This is a genomic window from Curtobacterium pomorum (genome assembly GCF_044497295.1).
Taxonomy (GTDB): domain Bacteria; phylum Actinomycetota; class Actinomycetes; order Actinomycetales; family Microbacteriaceae; genus Curtobacterium.
Genome location: NZ_CP172409.1, coordinates 2,005,209 through 2,021,721 on the forward strand (window position 1 = coordinate 2,005,209; position 16,513 = coordinate 2,021,721).

General features: G+C 71.6%; 17 protein-coding genes. 14 read left to right on the plus strand and 3 right to left on the minus strand.

Annotated features, from left to right (window positions below; all coding sequences use genetic code 11):
- Positions 1–64: 64 nt before the first annotated feature.
- Both ACGH48_RS09625 and ACGH48_RS09630 read right to left on the minus strand, forming a co-directional pair.
- Positions 65–685, minus strand: a complete 621-nt coding sequence (locus ACGH48_RS09625; protein ID WP_396288298.1) for a class F sortase — start codon at positions 683–685, stop codon at positions 65–67.
- Between the two features lie 29 nt (positions 686–714).
- Positions 715–1,554, minus strand: a complete 840-nt coding sequence (locus ACGH48_RS09630) for a DUF4397 domain-containing protein (RefSeq protein WP_396288300.1) — start codon at positions 1,552–1,554, stop codon at positions 715–717.
- 239 nt (positions 1,555–1,793) lie between these two features.
- Between ACGH48_RS09630 and ACGH48_RS09635 the strand changes: the two genes are divergently transcribed.
- The 13 genes from ACGH48_RS09635 (at position 1,794) to csrA (ending at position 12,397) form a co-directional block, all read left to right on the plus strand.
- Positions 1,794–2,072, plus strand: a complete 279-nt coding sequence (locus ACGH48_RS09635) for a flagellar FlbD family protein (protein WP_222661086.1) — start codon at positions 1,794–1,796, stop codon at positions 2,070–2,072.
- 1 nt (position 2,073) lies between these two features.
- Positions 2,074–2,892, plus strand: coding sequence for a motility protein A (locus ACGH48_RS09640; RefSeq protein WP_396288301.1), 819 nt, complete (start codon positions 2,074–2,076; stop codon positions 2,890–2,892).
- Positions 2,893–2,894: 2 nt separating this feature from the next.
- Positions 2,895–3,824: a flagellar motor protein MotB gene (locus ACGH48_RS09645; RefSeq protein ID WP_396288302.1), complete on the plus strand. Its 930-nt coding sequence runs from the start codon at positions 2,895–2,897 to the stop codon at positions 3,822–3,824.
- An 89-nt stretch (positions 3,825–3,913) separates the two neighbouring features.
- Positions 3,914–4,822, plus strand: a complete 909-nt coding sequence (locus ACGH48_RS09650; RefSeq protein WP_340196139.1) for a flagellar motor switch protein FliM — start codon at positions 3,914–3,916, stop codon at positions 4,820–4,822.
- Entirely contained in the window at positions 4,819–5,523 is a 705-nt protein-coding gene (gene fliN, locus ACGH48_RS09655; protein ID WP_396288303.1) for a flagellar motor switch protein FliN, read from the plus strand. Before ACGH48_RS09650 ends, fliN begins: the two co-directional genes overlap by 4 nt.
- Before the next feature lie 8 nt (positions 5,524–5,531).
- Positions 5,532–6,047 (plus strand): FliO/MopB family protein, encoded by a 516-nt coding sequence (locus ACGH48_RS09660; protein WP_396288304.1) that lies wholly within the window; start codon positions 5,532–5,534, stop codon positions 6,045–6,047.
- Entirely contained in the window at positions 6,044–6,880 is an 837-nt protein-coding gene (fliP, locus tag ACGH48_RS09665; protein WP_396288306.1) for a flagellar type III secretion system pore protein FliP, read from the plus strand. Before ACGH48_RS09660 ends, fliP begins: the two co-directional genes overlap by 4 nt.
- Positions 6,881–6,889: 9 nt before the next feature.
- Positions 6,890–7,165 carry a flagellar biosynthesis protein FliQ gene (gene fliQ, locus ACGH48_RS09670; protein WP_123312689.1) on the plus strand — a complete coding sequence of 92 codons (276 nt, stop codon included), beginning with the start codon at positions 6,890–6,892 and terminating at the stop codon, positions 7,163–7,165.
- On the plus strand, positions 7,165–7,923 hold the full coding sequence (locus tag ACGH48_RS09675; protein ID WP_123312688.1) for a flagellar biosynthetic protein FliR: 759 nt from the start codon (positions 7,165–7,167) through the stop codon (positions 7,921–7,923). Before fliQ ends, ACGH48_RS09675 begins: the two co-directional genes overlap by 1 nt.
- A 6-nt stretch (positions 7,924–7,929) precedes the next feature.
- On the plus strand, positions 7,930–9,123 hold the full coding sequence (locus ACGH48_RS09680; protein ID WP_396288309.1) for a flagellar biosynthesis protein FlhB: 1,194 nt from the start codon (positions 7,930–7,932) through the stop codon (positions 9,121–9,123).
- Positions 9,120–11,174 (plus strand): flagellar biosynthesis protein FlhA, encoded by a 2,055-nt coding sequence (locus ACGH48_RS09685; RefSeq protein WP_396288311.1) that lies wholly within the window; start codon positions 9,120–9,122, stop codon positions 11,172–11,174. The genes ACGH48_RS09680 and ACGH48_RS09685 overlap by 4 nt, the downstream gene beginning before the upstream one ends.
- On the plus strand, positions 11,149–12,123 hold the full coding sequence (locus tag ACGH48_RS09690) for a hypothetical protein (RefSeq protein WP_396288313.1): 975 nt from the start codon (positions 11,149–11,151) through the stop codon (positions 12,121–12,123). The genes ACGH48_RS09685 and ACGH48_RS09690 overlap by 26 nt, the downstream gene beginning before the upstream one ends.
- 4 nt (positions 12,124–12,127) lie before the next feature.
- A complete protein-coding gene (gene csrA / locus ACGH48_RS09695; protein ID WP_222661101.1) occupies positions 12,128–12,397 on the plus strand; it encodes a carbon storage regulator CsrA in 270 nt (89 codons plus the stop codon).
- A gap of 151 nt (positions 12,398–12,548) precedes the next feature.
- Here the strand turns inward: csrA and ACGH48_RS09700 are convergent, their stop codons facing one another.
- Positions 12,549–14,654, minus strand: coding sequence for an acyl-CoA dehydrogenase (locus tag ACGH48_RS09700; RefSeq protein ID WP_396288315.1), 2,106 nt, complete (start codon positions 14,652–14,654; stop codon positions 12,549–12,551).
- Positions 14,655–14,869: 215 nt separating this feature from the next.
- Between ACGH48_RS09700 and ACGH48_RS09705 the strand changes: the two genes are divergently transcribed.
- A complete protein-coding gene (locus ACGH48_RS09705) occupies positions 14,870–16,333 on the plus strand; it encodes a peptide MFS transporter (protein WP_396288317.1) in 1,464 nt (487 codons plus the stop codon).
- Positions 16,334–16,513 lie beyond the last annotated feature (180 nt).

Genomic DNA, 16,513 nt, shown 5'->3' on the forward strand with positions numbered 1-16,513 from the left:
TCCTGTCGCTGGTGCGGTCGTCGTCGACCACGACCTGATCGTAAGCGGCCGTCGGTCGCCACGGTCAGATCGGTGCCGCGGTGACGACGAGGTTGCTCTCGTAGTGTCCGGTGCCCGTGTCGAACCGGCCGCCGCACGTGACCAGGACCAGTCGGCGCGGTCCGTCGCCGCGGAACACGTCGCCCCAGGGGAGTCCCTGCTTCTCGAGCATGCTGACGGAGTCGATCCGCCACCGGGTGTCGGTACCGGCAGCGTCGGTGAGGGTGACCGTCGTCCCGCGGGGGACGTCCCGGAGCCGGGCGAAGGGTCCGATGCCGTACCCGACGGCGTCGACGTGGGCGGCGAGCACCACGCTGCCCTCCGACGACGAGGGAGCTGCGCCGAACCGGTACCAGCCGGCCGTCGCGGGATCGGGCGGCAGCCCCATGGCCCCGGTGCGGTCGACGCCCTCGGGCCGGACGGGGGCGCTGATGCCGTCGTGGTCGACGACGATGCGCGTCGGAGCCGGTGCACGCCGGACCGGGGGGATGGTGGCTGCCTGCTGCGGCACCTCGGTCGAGAACGCCGTCGGGACCGGGGTGGGGGTGCTCGTCGGCAGGGCGGGCGGCTGCCCGTCGGGGGCGGATCCGGCCGACGAGCACCCGGTCAGGGATGCGATCGCCACGGCGACGGCGATGGCCGTCACCGCGGCGGACCGCACGGGGAACCGCACGTTCAGCGGCGGACCGCTGCGTGACGGCGACGGAGCACGACCGCTCCGACCACGGCAGCGGCGGCCAGGGCTGCTGCCGCACCACCGACGAGCGGCAGGGAGTCCTGACCGTTCGTGGCCACCAGACCGGCGTTGCCGGCGGGGACACCGTTCGGCGTCCCACCGAGGTCCGAGATCGTCTGCGTGGCGAGGGCGAGGTTCGAGTCGTCCAGGCTGCCCCAGGCGTACACGATGGTGTCGGCGCCGGCCGTGACCTCGACGTCCGCCGGGCCGATCACCGGATCGGTCGTGCCGGTCGCGGCGACGCTGGCCGAGACGGTGCCGGCCGGGAGTTCGAGCGCCTGTTCGTCCGGGTTCGACAGGTTCGTGACGACGGCCTCCCCGCCGGCGAGGACGTCGACCGCGGGTGCGGCCGCGACGTGCCGGACGACGAGACGCCCCTGGCCGGCGGGGACGGCGGAGGTGTCGTTGGTGAACACCGTGGCGGTCGGCGAACCGTCCGCCGCGTCGTGTGCGACGGCGGTGTAGTCACCGCCCGCGTCGAACGACACGTCGGCCGGGCCGATGATCGGCTTCGACGCGTCGGTGGCGTCCGATGCGGTGATCGCGAGCTGGTGGGCACCGGCGGGCACCATCATCGGGCCGGCGAGTGTCCCGGGGGTGAAGTCGTCGATGGCGCGCTCCCCGTCGAGGTAGACGTCCACGGTGACGTCCGGGACGGCGTGCAGGACCGAGAGCGTCGCCTCACCGGTGGCGGCGGTGGCGGCGGTCGCCGGTAGTACGACGGCGGCGGCGGCGAACAGCACACCGGCGCTCAGGCCGGTGACGAGTGTCTTGCGCATGGCGTTCTCCTTCGGGCCGGTCCGGGCCGGAGCGGACGACGTCGTCGTCGACGTCGTACCCCCACTACCTGCCGTGGGCCCCGATCGGATGCACCGGTTCCCTGCGGATCAGCCGAGACGCCGCCAGACCCCTGCTAACGCCCCGGCCCCACCCGCCGATAGACCTCCGTGCAGGCCCACGGACGGGCAGCATCCCGCCCCACGGACGGCGGCGGGACGATCGAGAACCAGGACGGGCCATGATCGTCGTCACACGACTCAACGGCAGCGCATTCGCTGTCAACCCCGACCTCGTGGAGCGCATCCACGAGACGCCGGACACGACGCTCATCATGGTCGACGGGGCGAAGTACATCGTCCGCGAGTCCATGGCCGACGTCATCGACCTGATCGCCGCGTACCGCGCCCGCATCGTCGGGATGGCGTACGGCACCGACCTGCCGACCAGGAACGCCACCGGCCCGCAGCCGACGCTCACCGCGGTCGCACCCCTCCGCACGCAGGACGGGGGTCGCTGACGTGGACATCGCGACGATCATCGGGATCCTGCTCGCCTTCGGCGCCCTGTTCGGCATGGTCGAGATGGAGCACGTCGAGCTCGCCGGACTGTTCCTGCCCGCGCCGATGCTGCTCGTGTTCGGTGCGACCATCGGGTGCGGCATCGCGAGCACGACGCTGAAGGACGCCATCGCGAGCTTCAAGGCCGTGCCGAAGGCGTTCACGGGCAAGGTCACCCCGCCGCAGTCGGTCATCGACGACGTGGTGGGCCTGGCCGAGACGGCGCGGTCGAACGGTCTGCTCGCGCTCGAGCAGGAGGCCGACAAGCACGACGACCCGTTCCTGAAGAAGGCGCTGCAGAACATCGCGGACGGCACCGACGGCGACGAGCTGCGGATCCTGCTCGAGGACGAGATCGAGTCGAACGCGGCGCCGACCCGGAGCGCGAGTGCGTTCTTCATGGGCCTCGGCGGGTTCGCCCCGACGGTCGGCATCATCGGCACCGTCGTGTCCCTGACCCACGTCCTCGCGAACCTCGGCAAGCCCGACGAGCTCGGCCCGCTCATCGCGAGTGCGTTCGTCGCGACCCTCTGGGGCCTGCTGACGGCGAACTTCATGTGGCTGCCGATCGGCGGCAAGCTCCGGAAGCTCGCGCAGCTCGAGTCGGACCGGCAGACGCTCCTGATGGAAGGCCTGCTCGCGGTCCAGGCCGGCAGCCAGCCCCGGTTGCTCGGTGAACGCCTGAAGGCGATGGTGCCGCCGGCCGCACGCGCCGACACCACGAAGCGCAAGGCCGGCAAGAACGACCAGGACGTCGACGACCAGCAGCTGGCGGCCTGACGATGAGCGCCAACCCCCGGGGCCGCGGCCGCGGCCGCGCGAAGAAGGGCCACGACGAGGCCGAGCACCCCGACGAGCGCTGGATGGCGTCCTACATGGACATGATCACGGTGCTGATGTGCATGTTCCTGGTGCTCTTCGCGATGTCGACGGTCGACCAGGAGAAGTACATCGCCCTGAAGAACTCCCTGGCGACCGGCTTCGGCGAGGTGAAGTCGCAGAAGGTCGACACCGCCAGCGGCACGGTGGTGACGAAGGACCAGGTCGAGGACGGATCCGGGTACTCCAGCGACAAGTCGCAGGCCGACCACTCGACGGCGTCGTCCGGCGCGGAGGACACCAACGTCGACCCCGCGTCGACCGTCGTGCCGGTGACCGCGACGAAGCAGGACGTCGCCGCCGCGAAGCAGGAGCTGGACGACCTCACCGCGATCGAGACGGCGATCAAGCGGAACCTCGCGAAGGCCGGGCAGACCGCCAACGTGCAGTTCACCGTCGATGCCCGTGGCCTGATCGTCCGGCTCATCGGCAGCGAGACGTACTTCGGCACGAACAGCGCGGACCTGTCCGACCAGGCGAAGTCGATCATGGACGCGATCGCCCCGGTGCTGAAGGGCAGCCACCACGACGTCAGCGTCGAGGGGCACGCCGACCAGCGGAACTCGACGGCGCCGTACGCCACGAACTGGGAACTCAGTGCGGCCCGGGCGACGGGGGTCCTCCGCGACCTGGTCGAGCGCGGCGGGATGCCGGGCGACCACGTGCAGAGCGTCGGCTTCGGGTCGAGCCGGCCGCTCGCGAAGGGCGGCACGGACCAGGACCTCGCGCTGAACCGACGGGTCGACATCGTGGTGCTGTCGAACGCCGACCAGGACGTCAGCGCGCTGATGCCGGCGCTCGCGAAGGCGCAGGACGGAGCACGCCAGGGCTGACACGCGATCGGCGGCCCGACCGGACCCCGCCTCCCCAGTACGGGGTACAGCACTGACGGGTGCCACACAGGCGACCGATAGACGCACCCGTGACCGAGACCCTGCCCGCGCCCGAGGTGTACGACTTCGCGCGCCCGTCGACGCTCGCCCGTGAGCACGCCAGGGTCCTCGAGCTCGCGTTCGAGACGTTCGCGCGCCAGTGGGGCACGCAGCTCACCGCGAAGGTCCGCGCCGTCAGCCAGGTCACCTGCGAGCAGGTGCAGATGGTGACGTACGACGAGTACGCCGCCTCGCTGCCCGCGCTCACCGGCATGGTGCTGCTGCCGATCGCCGACGTCGTCCCGAAGGGCGTCCTGCAGGTCCCGCTCGACGCCGCCCTGACCTGGGTCTCGCACGCCCTCGGCGCCTCGAAGCCCCTGCCGACCCCGGAGCGCACCTTCACGCCCATCGAGCAGGCCCTCGTGCGCAAGATCGTCGAGGACGCCCTCGACGACCTCCGGTACTCGTTCGGCGGGCTGCTCGCGCACGACGTCACGGCCGGCGGCTTCCAGTTCAACTCGCAGTTCGCCCAGGCCGCCCAGAAGGGCGACCTGATGATCGTCGCGGCGTTCTCGATCCGCGTCGGCGACCGCGTCGCCCCCGGCACCCTCGCCCTGCCGGCCGAGGCCGTGCTGCCGCAGCTCGGTGAGGCCGCCGCCAACGTGTCGCCCGCCGACGCCCAGGCCCTGCTCGACGCGCAGCTCGCGGGCGTGCCCGTCGGGGTCAGCCTGCGCTTCGCCCCGGCGACGGTCCTGCCGACGCAGGTGCTCCGGCTCGCCGTCGGCGACGTCCTGCCGTTGCCGCACCCGCAGCACCGTCCCCTCACCATCGCGGTCGACGGGGAACCCGTCGGCACCGCCGCGGTCGGCGCGAACGGCTCGCGCCTCGCCGGCATCGTCGTCACCACCACCTCGGCCGCCGCCGGCACGTCGTCCGCAACCAGCACGGAGCTCGCATGAACGCCACGACCACCCTCCAGACCACCGCGGCCGAGTCGCTCGCGGCGCAGCTCCCGACGGCCGTCCCGCTGGGTGCACAGCTGCTGCCGGGAGGCGCGACCCCCGTCGCGCTCGAAGCGGCGACCGACGCCGTGGTCGCCTCGTTCGTCGGCGGCCTGTCGGCCGATCTGGCCCTCGTGCTCACCGACCTCGAGGCCGTGATCGCGGCCGGCGGCACCGACCACGGAATCGTCGCCGTCACCGACGTGCTGCGCCCGTCGCTCGAGGCCGCGGCTTCCGTGCTCGGCGTCGGGGTCCTCGGCGAGGCGAGGCGCGAGTCGGCCGCCGCGCTGCTGGCCGACCCCGACACGGTGGTGTTCGAGCTGGCCGCCGGTGGTGTGCCGAGCGGCTGGTTCGGCATCCGCGTGCGCGAGCACGGCACGGTCTCGGCCGCCGCGCCGGTCGGTGTGCCCGCCGGCAACCTCGGCCGCATCAACAACGTCGAGATGACCCTGACCGTCGAGATCGGGCGCACCCGCATGTCGGTCCGCGACGTCCTCGGCATGGAACCCGGAGCGGTCGTGGAACTCGACCGCAGCGCCGGTGCCCCCGCCGACGTCCTGCTGAACGGGCGCCTGATCGCGCACGGCGAGGTCGTCGTGGTCGACCAGGACTACGCCGTCCGGATCACCCGCATCCTCGACGTCGCCGAATCCCTCTGAGCCTGCCCGTGGACACCCTCCTCGTCACCCTCCGCGTCGCGCTGTCGCTCGGCGTCGTGCTCGCCCTCATGTGGGTGCTGCACCGCGCCAGCAAGAAGCGCTTCGTGGGCAGGACCTCCGGGCGCCGGGCGGCGACCGTCGAGGTCGTCGGCCGCCAGGGCCTGGGCGGCAAGGCGAGCGTCGTCGTGGTCGACGTCGAGGGGGAGCGCCTCGTGCTCGGGGTCTCCGAGCAGGGCGTCAGCCTGTTGACGAGCGGGCAGGCGCCCGCTCCCGAACTCACCATCGTGACCGGACCCGTGCAGCTGCCCGTGCGTCCCGCCCCGTCGGCCGACGCGTTCGGTCAGGAACTGGCGCTGCAGGCGGACGCCCCCACGGGCCTCCCGGAGGCCCTGCCGATGCGCCCGCGCAACCGTCGTCCGCAGCGCACCACGCTGCCGACGGCGCAGCAGCTGCAGGGGTCGATCCTGTCGGTCGACACGTGGCGGCAGGCGGCCGCGGCGCTCCGGAACCGGCGGGTCGGGTGACCGCCGCAGGGTCGCACCGGCTGGCGCTGTCCGGACGCGTCGTCGCCCTCGTCCTGCTCGGGCTGGCCGTCGTCGCCGGCTTCCTCATGCTCACCGCGACCGGTGCCCACGCCGCCGGGGTCGTGGAGCCGACCGCTCCCGCCACCCCGACCGCTCCCGCGAACGGCGACTTCAGCGTCAGCGTGAACGGTCCGGACGGCACCCCGTCGTCGGCGGTCGTGACGCTCATCGGCATCACGCTGCTCAGCGTCGCCCCGGCGCTCATGCTGATGATGACGTCGTTCACGAAGATCTTCGTCGTCCTGGCGATGACCCGGAACGCGCTCGGACTGCAGTCGATCCCGCCGAACCAGGTGATCGCGGGCCTGGCGCTGTTCCTGTCGCTGTTCGTGATGGCGCCGGTGCTCGGGCACATCAACGACGACGCGCTGCAGCCCTACCTCGCCGGCCACCTGGACTTCGACCAGGCCGTCGAGATCGGCACGAGGCCCCTGCGGACGTTCATGCTGCACCAGACCCGCGACGAGGACGTCGCCCTGATCGCCCGCGCCGCCGGCCTCGACAACCCGAAGTCGATGGCGGACGTGCCGATGACGACGGTCATCCCGGCGTTCATCATCTCGGAGCTCCGCAGCGCCTTCATCATCGGGTTCGTCATCTTCATCCCGTTCCTGGTGATCGACCTCGTCGTCTCGGCGGCGCTCATGTCGATGGGCATGATGATGCTCCCGCCGGTCATGATCTCGCTGCCCTTCAAGATCCTGCTCTTCGTCCTGGTCGACGGCTGGGGCCTCATCATCACGTCGCTCATCGAGAGCTACCACGTTGTCTAGGGGGCGCGCATGAACCAGCAGGCCGTCATCGACCTGGTCCTCCAGGCACTCCTCGTGTCGGCGAAGCTCGCGGCGCCGGTGCTCATCACGTCGCTCGTCGTCGGCTTCGCGATCTCGCTGTTCCAGTCCGTGACCCAGATCCAGGAGGTCACGCTCTCGTTCGTGCCGAAGGCCGTCGCGGTCGCGATCGCCCTGGTGATCTGCGGCAACTGGATGATCTCGGAGATGGTGGCGTTCACCCACGTCGCCTTCGACATGATCCCGAAGCTGCTCGGGAGCGGTTGATGGAGCTCAGCGTCGACGCCGACCGTCTGGAGGCGACCATGCTCGCCGGTGTCCGGCTCGTCGCGTTCTTCGTCATCGCGCCGCCGTTCTCGTACCGGGCGTTCCCCGGCACCGTGAAGGTGATCCTCGGGCTCGGCCTGGCGATCGGCGTCGCCCCGCGCGTCGCCGTCGGGTACGAGTCGCTCGCCACCGGGCCGTTCCTGCTCGCACTGCTCACCCAGCTCGTCGTCGGGTTGTCGCTCGGCTTCCTCGTGTTCCTGGTGTTCGCCGCGGTGCAGTCCGCCGGTGCGCTCATCGACCTGTTCGGCGGGTTCACGCTGGCACAGGCGTTCGACCCGCAGTCGCAGGTCAACGGCGCCCAGTTCACCCGGCTGTTCCAGATGGCGGCGCTCGCGCTCCTGTTCACCTCGGGCGGGTACCAGCTCATCGTCGGTGGGCTCGTGCGGTCCTTCGACGCCGTGCCGCTGACCGGGGCGTTCGCCGTCGACGGTCTGGCGCACGCCCTCGTGGCGGCGATGTCGCAGATGTTCCTCGCGACGTTGCAGATCGCCGGGCCCCTGGTGGTCGTGCTGTTCCTGGCGGACGTCGGCCTCGGTCTGCTCACCCGCGTCGCGCCGGCCCTCAACGCGTTCCAGATGGGGTTCCCGATCAAGATCGGGCTGACCGTCCTGTTCGCCGGTGCGCTCTTCATGGCGCTGCCCTCGGTGGTGTCGTCGTTGACCGGCGACGCCGTGCAGGCGATCACGGGACGGGGGTGAGGCGCCGTGTCCGACAGTGGTGAGAAGTCCGAGAAGGCCACCCAGAAGCGCATGCAGGAGGTCCACCGGAAGGGTCAGCTCGGCCGGTCCCAGGACCTCGGTGCGTGGATCGGCATCGCCGTCGTCGCGCTCATGGTGCCGTCGATGATCGGCAACGCGGCAGCCGCAGGCACCGCGCAGCTCGTCGCCGTGCAGTCCGTCATCGCGAACCCGACCATCGGCACCATGAACCACGTGTTCGGCGAGGCGATGGCGAGCGTCGGCGCGACCCTCGGACCGATGCTCGCGGTGGTCCTCGTCGCGGTCACCGCGGCCGCCGTCGCGCAGGGCGGGGTGCACATCCGGAAGCTCGCACCGGAGGCGTCGCACTTCGACCCCATCGCGGGCCTGAAGCGCGTGTTCGGCGTCCAGGCGCTCTGGAACGGGGCGAAGGCCCTGCTGAAGACCGCCGTCGTCGGGCTCGTGCTCTGGTTCGCCGTGCAGGGCCTGATGCCCGTGCTCATGACGAGCGGCTCGCTGCCGTTGTCCGCCGTGCTCGAGGCGGCAGCGGACGGCGCCGGCACCCTGCTCCGCGCCGCGATCGCCGCCGGGCTCGTCCTCGCGGCGATCGACGTGCTCGTCGTCATCCGCCGCAACCGCAAGCGCACCATGATGACCAAGCGCGAGGTCAAGGACGAGCACAAGAAGAGCGACGGTGACCCGCTCGTCAAGGGCCAGCGCCGCTCCCGTCAGCTCGCGATGAGCCGCAACCGGATGATCGCGTCCGTGGGCACCGCGGACGTCGTCATGACGAACCCGACCCACTACGCCGTCGCGCTCAAGTACGAGCCGGGCAAGGCCGCACCGCGGGTGGTCGCGAAGGGCGCCGGCCCGGTCGCCGACGTCATCCGCGCCCGTGCCGAGGAGGAACGCGTGCCGATCGTCCGCGACGTCCCGCTCACCCGTGCGCTGCACGCCGCGTGCGAGCTCGGGCACGAGATCCCCGTCGACCTGTACACGCCGGTGGCCCGGGTGCTGTCGTTCGTGATGGCGCTCAAGGCCCGCGGTGCAGCGGCCGGCACCCACGCACCACCGCGGCCGACCACGCCCGACGAGGTCGCGAGCGTCATCGACCCGGCGACGCTCACCGGCGACCTCCGCCCCCGCAGGCTCCGCCCACCGCGCACCGCAGCGAACCAGACCGAAGGACTCCCCGCATGAACCGCAAGGACCTGCCGAAGCTCGTCGTCCCGGTGTTCATCGTCGGCATCATCCTGCTGCTGATCCTGCCGGTGCCGTCGTTCCTGCTCGACTTCCTGATCATCTGCAACATCCTGCTGGCGCTGGTGATCCTGCTCACGACGCTGTTCGTGAAGAAGCCGCTCGACTTCTCGGTGTTCCCGTCGCTGCTGCTCGTCGCGACGCTGTTCCGCCTCGGCCTGAACGTCGCGTCCACCCGCCTCGTGCTCGGCGAGGGCTTCGCCGGCGACGTCATCCAGGCGTTCGGCCACGTCGCCGTGTCCGGGTCGATCATCATCGGCGCGGTGATCTTCCTGATCCTCATCGTCATCCAGTTCGTCGTCGTCACGAAGGGCGCCGAGCGCGTCGCCGAGGTCGGGGCACGGTTCACCCTCGACGCCATGCCCGGCAAGCAGATGGCGATCGACGCCGACCTGAACGCCGGGCTCATCACCGACCAGCAGGCGAAGGACCGCCGGGCCGCGGTCTCCGCCGAGGCCGACTTCTACGGCGCGATGGACGGCGCCTCGAAGTTCGTCAAGGGCGACGCGATCGCCGGCATCCTCATCATCATCATCAACCTGGTCGGCGGCATCGCGATCGGCATGCTGCAGAACGGGCTCTCCGCCACCGACGCCCTGTCGAAGTACGGCATCCTGACCATCGGCGACGGCCTCGTCACGCAGATCCCGGCGCTGCTGATGGCGGTGTCCACCGGCATGATCGTCACCCGCTCCGGCGCGGAGTCCGAGATGGGCGCCTCGGCCGCGACGCAGCTGTCGCAGTCACGCAACGCGCTGATGATCGCCGGTGTCGCCGCCATCGCGATGGGGTTCATCCCCGGCATGCCGATCCTGCCGTTCCTGCTCGTCGGCGCGACACTGCTGTTCACGGCCTGGCGGATCGGCCGGAACGCCGCGAACGCAGAGTCGGCCGCCGCCGAGCAGCAGGCCCTCGAGGCCGCAGCGCCCACCGGCGACACCCCCGAGGACCTCATCGAGCAGATGCGCGTGCACGCCCTCGAGATCCTCCTCGCGCCCGACCTGGTCGACATGGTGTCCGGCGCCTCCGACGACCTGCTCGGCCGCGTCCGTGCGCTCCGCCGGAAGATCGCCGTCGACATGGGCATCGTCGTGCCACCGGTCCGCACCCGCGACAGCATCGACCTGCCACCGTCCACCTACGCCATCCGGATCGCCGGCGTCGAGGCAGGCCGCGGCACCGCCCCGGCCCGCAGCGTGCTCGCGCTCGGCGACCACCTGGACGGACTGCCGGGCGCCTCGACGGTCGAGCCGGTGTTCGGTCTGACCGGCAAGTGGGTGCCCGCCGAACTCCGGCACGCCGCCGAGATGACCGGCGCCACCGTGATCGACCGCGTGTCCGTCCTCGTGACGCACCTGCAGGCCGTCATCGGCGACAACGCCGCCCGCCTGCTCACCCGCGAGGACGTCAAGGTCCTGACCGAGGGCGTCAAGCAGGTCAACCCCGCCGCGGTCGAGGAGCTTGTGCCGGGCATGCTCTCGATGGCCGAACTCCAGCGCGTGCTGCAGGGTCTGCTCGCCGAGCGGGTGCCGATCAACGACCTCGGCCGGATCTGCGAAGCCCTCACGCTGCGGGCCAAGGCGTCCACCGAACCCGAGGGGCTCGTCGAGGCCGCACGCGCCGCGCTCGGTCCCGCCCTCGCCGCCCGCTACACCGACCAGGGCACGCTCCGCGTCATCATGATCGACCCGCTGCTCGAGCAGTCGATGCTCGAGGGCCTGCGGCCGTCCGAGCAGGGCAGCCAGATCGTCCTCGACGCCCACCGCATCGAGCAGGTCCTCGGGTCCGTCCGCGACGCCGTGCGCAGCGTCGAGGACCAGGGCCTGTCCGCCGTCCTGGTCTGCGCCCCGCAGCTCCGACCGGCCGTGCACCGCATGGTCGCCGCGCAGTCGAACGGGCTCCCGGTGCTGTCGTACCAGGAGGCCACCGCCGCGGGTTCCACCATCGAGACCGTGGGAGTGGTCCGTGCCGCCGACCCGATTGCAGCGTAGCGGCGCCACGCTCGACGAGGTCCGCGACGCCGTCCGGACCGAGTTCGGCGCGGGCGCACGGATCGTCGCCGCGGAGCGGGTCACCACGCCGGGCATCGGCGGGCTGTTCCGCAAGGCGCACGTCGAGGCCACCGTCGAGGTGCCGGAATCAGGGGAGACCCCGACCGCACGCGTGGTCATCGCCGACTCGCCCGTCCAGCGGATCGGGATCGCGGCGCTGCTCGCCGACGCCGAGGAGGCCGAGGCCCGCATCGCGGGTGGTGACGGCACCGCGACCACGCGCGCCGACGCGTTCGCGTCGGTGCTCGACGGTTTCGTGGCGGACGGGATCACGGGGAGCGCCCCGCGCCCGACGCGCGTCCTGCCGGAGCCGGACGGGTCTGCGGACGTCGACCCGCGCCTCCAGGCCGTTGCCGACACCCTGCCAGGAGGCCCGGCCACCGTCCCCGACGCCACACCCGCCGTGCGCGTGGCCCGGCCCACGGCCCCTGCCGCGCGGTCTGCTGTTCCGGCAGTCCGGTCTGCTGTTCCGGCAGCGCGGTCCGCTGTTCCGGCAGTGCGGTCCGCCGACGGCGACCTGGTGTTGCTGGTCGGTCGACCGAACGACGTCGATGCCGCCGCCGGCCTGTTCGCCGTCCGGCACGCACTGCGCCCGACCGACGCCGCCGACCGGCGGTCCGCGATCCTCGCCCGTGCCGACGGCGTGCGCGACGGCCACGCCGTGCTCGCCGTGGCGGCCTGGGACGACCGCGCCACGGGCGACCGGATCGAGGCGGACCAGGTCTGGGTCGTCGTCGACGTCGGCCGGAAGCCGGAGGACTCGGCGGCAATGGTCTCCGCGGTGGCCGCACGGTTGCCGGTGGCCGGCGTCGTCGCGATCGGCGCCGGGGAGACCGCCACGCCGGAGTCCGTCGACCTGCTGGGGGTCCCCGTCCTGTCGCTAGGCTGAGCGGGTGCTGGTACTCACGCGGAAGGTCGGCGAGCGGATCCTCGTCGGTGACGACATCGTCATCACGGTCCTCGACGCCCGGGGGGACGGCGTGCGGATCGGCATCGACGCACCACGCGGGGTGAAGATCCAGCGCGAAGAGGTCGTGCGCGCGGTCGCCGAGGCGAACGCCGAGGCCGCCGCGGCTGCCGGGGCGTCCGGTGCCTCCGGAGACGACGCCGAGGCGCGGTTGCGTGCGGCGCTCGGCGACCGCGGCGGGGCCGACCGGGCGTAGTCCGGGCCGTCGCGCGCCGTGGTGCGCGTCGCGCCCCGTGGCGGGCCGCGCGCCCCGTGGCGGGCGTCGCGCCCCGTGGTGGGCGTCGCGCCCCGACTCTTCGGGGCGCGACGACGCTGGCGGGGCGCGGACCGGACGGAACGACGGGCGGCTACGCGCGGGGCTTCTTCTCCTGTTCGGGGAGCCGTCCGGCTGCCGCCTCGGCGGCGAACCACGCACGGGCCTCGTCCTGGCGCGCCTGCTCCTCGCCGAGCGCGATCGGTGCCCGCACGTGGCCGGGCTCGTAGCCGAAGGTCTCGAGGAGCTGCGGGACGACCGGACGGAGCCGCGCGACGAGCCGGTCGATCGACGCCGAGACCGCACGGGCGCGCTGTGCGCTCAGGCGGCCGTGCACCAGGTGCCAGTCGAGGTGCTGCTCGAGCAGTCCGAGCGCGAACAGGTCGCGCAGCCACACGAGCACCCGGCGTGTGTCGCCCTCGGGGACCGCGGCGAGCGCCTCGGTGAAGGCATCCCACTGCATGAGCTCGGCGTGGGCGCGCGCGGCCTCGATGAGCTCGTGCTGCGACCGGTTCAGGAGCACGGCCTGACGGGCACGGTCCTTGCCGGCGGTGTTCAGCCGGAGCCCGATCTCGGTGACCATGGTGTCCACGCGGCCGGCGAGCAGCGCCCGCTGGGTGGCGGGGTCGTGCAGGTCGGTGACGCTCGCCGCGAGTGACCCGCGGTCGGCGACCGTCTGCCCGAGGCGGCGGATCCCGGAGGCGTCCGCGAGCTTCACGCCGACCTGGGCGGCGACGAACTTCGCGGTCGATGCGGCATCGCGCGGCGCCCGCTTCCGGAAGTCGGTGAGCAGCCGCTTGCCGACGAGCTGCAGCAGGACGGTGTTGTCGCCCTCGAACGTGACGTAGACGTCGAGGTCGGCACGCAGGCTCGTCAGGCGGTTCTCGGCGAGGAAGCCCGCGCCGCCGCAGGCCTCGCGGCACTCCTGCAGGGTGTCGAGGGCGGACCACGTCGACAGCGACTTGAACGCGGCGGCCTGGGTCTCCAGGTCCTCGCGGCGCTCCGGGGTGTCGGCACGCCCGCTGAACACGTCGTCGAAGGTGCGGAGCAGCTGCTCGTGCGCGAAGGACTGCGCGAACACCGTCGCCAGGCGGGGGATGAGCCGGCGCTGGTGCCGCCCGTAGTCGAGCAGGACGCCCTCGACACCGCCTGCGGTCGGGAATTGCCGGCGTTGCATCGCGTACGTCAGGGCGATCTGCAGCCCGATCTTCTGCGCGACGACCGCGGCGCCGTCGAGCGACACGCGGCCCTGCACCAGAGTGCCGAGCATCGTGAAGAAGCGGCGACCGGGGGAGCCGATCGGCGAGCTGTAGGTGCCGTCCTCGGCGACGTCGCCGTAGCGGTTCAGCAGGTTCGTGCGGGGGATCCGGACGTGGTTGAAGTGCAGCCGGCCGTTGTCGATGCCGTTCAGACCGCCCTTGACGCCGTCGTCCTCGCCGCCGACGCCGGGCAGGAACGCGCCGTCGTCGTCGCGGAGCGGCACGTAGAAGGCGTGGACGCCGTGGTCGACGCCCTGGGTGACGAGCTTCGCGAAGACGACGGCCGCCTTGCCGTGCAGGGCTGCGTTGCCGATGTAGTCCTTCCACGCCCCACGGAACGGTGTGTGGACGACGAACTCCTGCGTCGCCGGGTCGTATGTGGCCGACGTGGCGATGTTCTGCACGTCCGAACCGTGGCCGGTCTCGGTCATCGCGAAGCAGCCGGGCACGTCGAACCCGATGATGCCGGGCAGGAACTCCTCGTGGTTCCGCGCGGTGCCGAGGTGGTGCACCGCGGAGCCGAACAGGCCCCACTGCACGCCGGCCTTGATCTGCAGCGACGGGTCGGCGGTGGTGATCTCTTCGAACGCCGCCAGGTTGCCGCCGTGGTTGGCCTGACCGCCGAGCTCGCGCGGGTACGGGCGCTGGATCGCACCGGCGTCCACCAGGATCTGCAGCTGCTCGAACGCGCGGGCGCGGTGTTCGATGGTGTTGAGGCCCTCGGTCTTGTGCAGTGCGGGGTCGAGCACGAGGCGGCGTGAGATGCGGCGGTCCTCGGCCCAGCGGCCGAGCAGGAGGGTCTCGACCATGTCGACGTCGATGCGGACGTCGGTGTTCGTGCTCGTGCTCGTGCCCGGGCTGGTGTTCGTGCTCGTGCGCGCGCCGGCGTCCTGCTTCGTCTTCGGGGTGCCGGTGTGCTGCGCGGATGCGGTGTCGACCATGGTCGGAGTCCTCCTGAACTGCGGTGTCCGGTGTTGCCTTCCCCACGCTAGACACCGCGCCCGACAGTCGGCGGAACGCGGTGCGGGGCGTACAACCCTGGTCCACGCGGACCGGCCGCGTTGGTGGGAACCCTCCAAGCGCCCCGGCCGCCGGATTTGTTGAGCACCCATCGACGATTGGGCGTGCCACCGGCCCGCGGGGCAGACTGGCCGACATGTCAGGCTCCACCACGGGACACGATCCCAAGCCCAAGCGCACCTTCTTCGGACAGCCGTTCGAGCTGTCGACACCGTTCGCGGTGGAGCTCTGGGAGCGGTTCTCGTTCTACGGGATGCAGGGCATCGTCCTCATCTACATGTACTACACCGTCACGCAGGGCGGCCTCGGGATCGACAAGGGTGTCGCGAGCGGGATCATGGGCGCCTACGGCGGCGCCGTCTACCTGTTCACGATCATCGGCGCGTGGATCGCGGACCGGCTGCTCGGCGCCGACCGCACGCTGTTCGGCAGCGCGGTCGTCGTCATGCTCGGGCACATCGCCCTGGCGCTCATCCCCGGGGTCGCGGGCGTCGGCGTCGGCCTCGTGCTCATCGCGCTCGGGTCCGGCGGGCTCAAGGCGACCGCCACGACGATCGTCGGTGGGCTCTACAGCCGCGACGACCCCCGTCGTGACGCCGGCTTCTCGCTGTACTACCTGGGCGTGAACCTCGGAGCGTTCTTCGGACCGCTCCTGACCGGCCTGCTGCAGAGCTCGCTCGGCTTCCACTACGGCTTCGGGCTCGCCGCCGTCGGCATGGCCGCGGGGCTGGTGCAGTACGCGATCCGGCGGAAGAACCTGCCCGACACCGTCCGCCGCGTCACGAACCCGGTCGACCGCCGTCGCCTGCCGCTGATCGGTGTCGGCGTCGTCGTCGCCCTCGGTGTGGTCGTGGTCGCCGTGCTCACCGGGCTGCTGAACGTCGGCAACCTTCCCACCGTGGTCGTCGCGATCGTGATCCTCGCCACGATCGGCTACTTCGTCGTCATCCTGACGAGCGGCATCACCGCGCAGGAGCGCTCGCGGGTGTTCGCGTTCATCCCGCTCTTCATCGGCAGCGCGGTGTTCTGGTCGCTCTACCAGCAGCAGTTCACCGTCGTCACCGTCTACTCCGACGAGCGACTGGACCGCTCGCTGTTCGGGTGGGAGATGCCGGTGTCGTGGGTGCAGTCGATCAACCCGGTCTTCATCATCGTGTTGTCCGGCGTCTTCGCGGCGCTCTGGACCAAGCTCGGCGACCGCCAGCCGTCCACGCCGACGAAGTTCGCCCTCGGCACCGGGATCATGGGTGTCGCGTTCCTGCTGTTCCTGCCCTTCGTGAACTCGGGCCAGAACGGCACACCCCTGCTCGCCCTGGTCGCGATCCTGCTGGTCTTCACGCTGGCCGAGCTGCTGTTGTCACCCGTCGGGCAGTCCGTCGCCACGAAGCTCGCGCCGCCGAAGTTCCAGACGCAGATGGTCGCGCTCTTCTTCCTGTCGGTGTCGCTCGGCACCGCCGTCACCGGGGTGCTGTCGCGCTACTACGACCCGGCGGACGAGGCCCCCTACTTCACGATCCTCGGTCTCGTCGCCGTGGCGGTCGGTGTGGTCCTGCTCGTCCTGGCGAAGCCGGTCCTGAAGCTCATGCGCGGTATCCGCTGATCCGTCGCGCATCCGCTAACCTGAGGGAAGCCACACGGCCGAAGCAACCAAGGAGTCACCCCATGCTCGAACTCATCGCCGGCATCATCATCGGCATCGGCGTCCTCGGTGGTGTGGGCTGCTGCATGGCGGTCGCCGCCATGATGAAGAGCGGCTCCGAGGAGTACTGAGCCCGCTGGG

Coding starts and splice junctions, on each gene's coding strand:
- ACGH48_RS09630 (WP_396288300.1), bottom strand. CDS start 1,554: ATGCGCAAGACACTCGTCACCGGCCTGAGCGCCGGTGTGCTGTTCGCC.
- ACGH48_RS09635 (WP_222661086.1), top strand. CDS start 1,794: ATGATCGTCGTCACACGACTCAACGGCAGCGCATTCGCTGTCAACCCC.
- ACGH48_RS09645 (WP_396288302.1), top strand. CDS start 2,895: ATGAGCGCCAACCCCCGGGGCCGCGGCCGCGGCCGCGCGAAGAAGGGC.
- fliN (WP_396288303.1), top strand. CDS start 4,819: ATGAACGCCACGACCACCCTCCAGACCACCGCGGCCGAGTCGCTCGCG.
- fliQ (WP_123312689.1), top strand. CDS start 6,890: ATGAACCAGCAGGCCGTCATCGACCTGGTCCTCCAGGCACTCCTCGTG.
- ACGH48_RS09675 (WP_123312688.1), top strand. CDS start 7,165: ATGGAGCTCAGCGTCGACGCCGACCGTCTGGAGGCGACCATGCTCGCC.
- ACGH48_RS09685 (WP_396288311.1), top strand. CDS start 9,120: ATGAACCGCAAGGACCTGCCGAAGCTCGTCGTCCCGGTGTTCATCGTC.
- ACGH48_RS09700 (WP_396288315.1), bottom strand. CDS start 14,654: ATGGTCGACACCGCATCCGCGCAGCACACCGGCACCCCGAAGACGAAG.
- ACGH48_RS09705 (WP_396288317.1), top strand. CDS start 14,870: ATGTCAGGCTCCACCACGGGACACGATCCCAAGCCCAAGCGCACCTTC.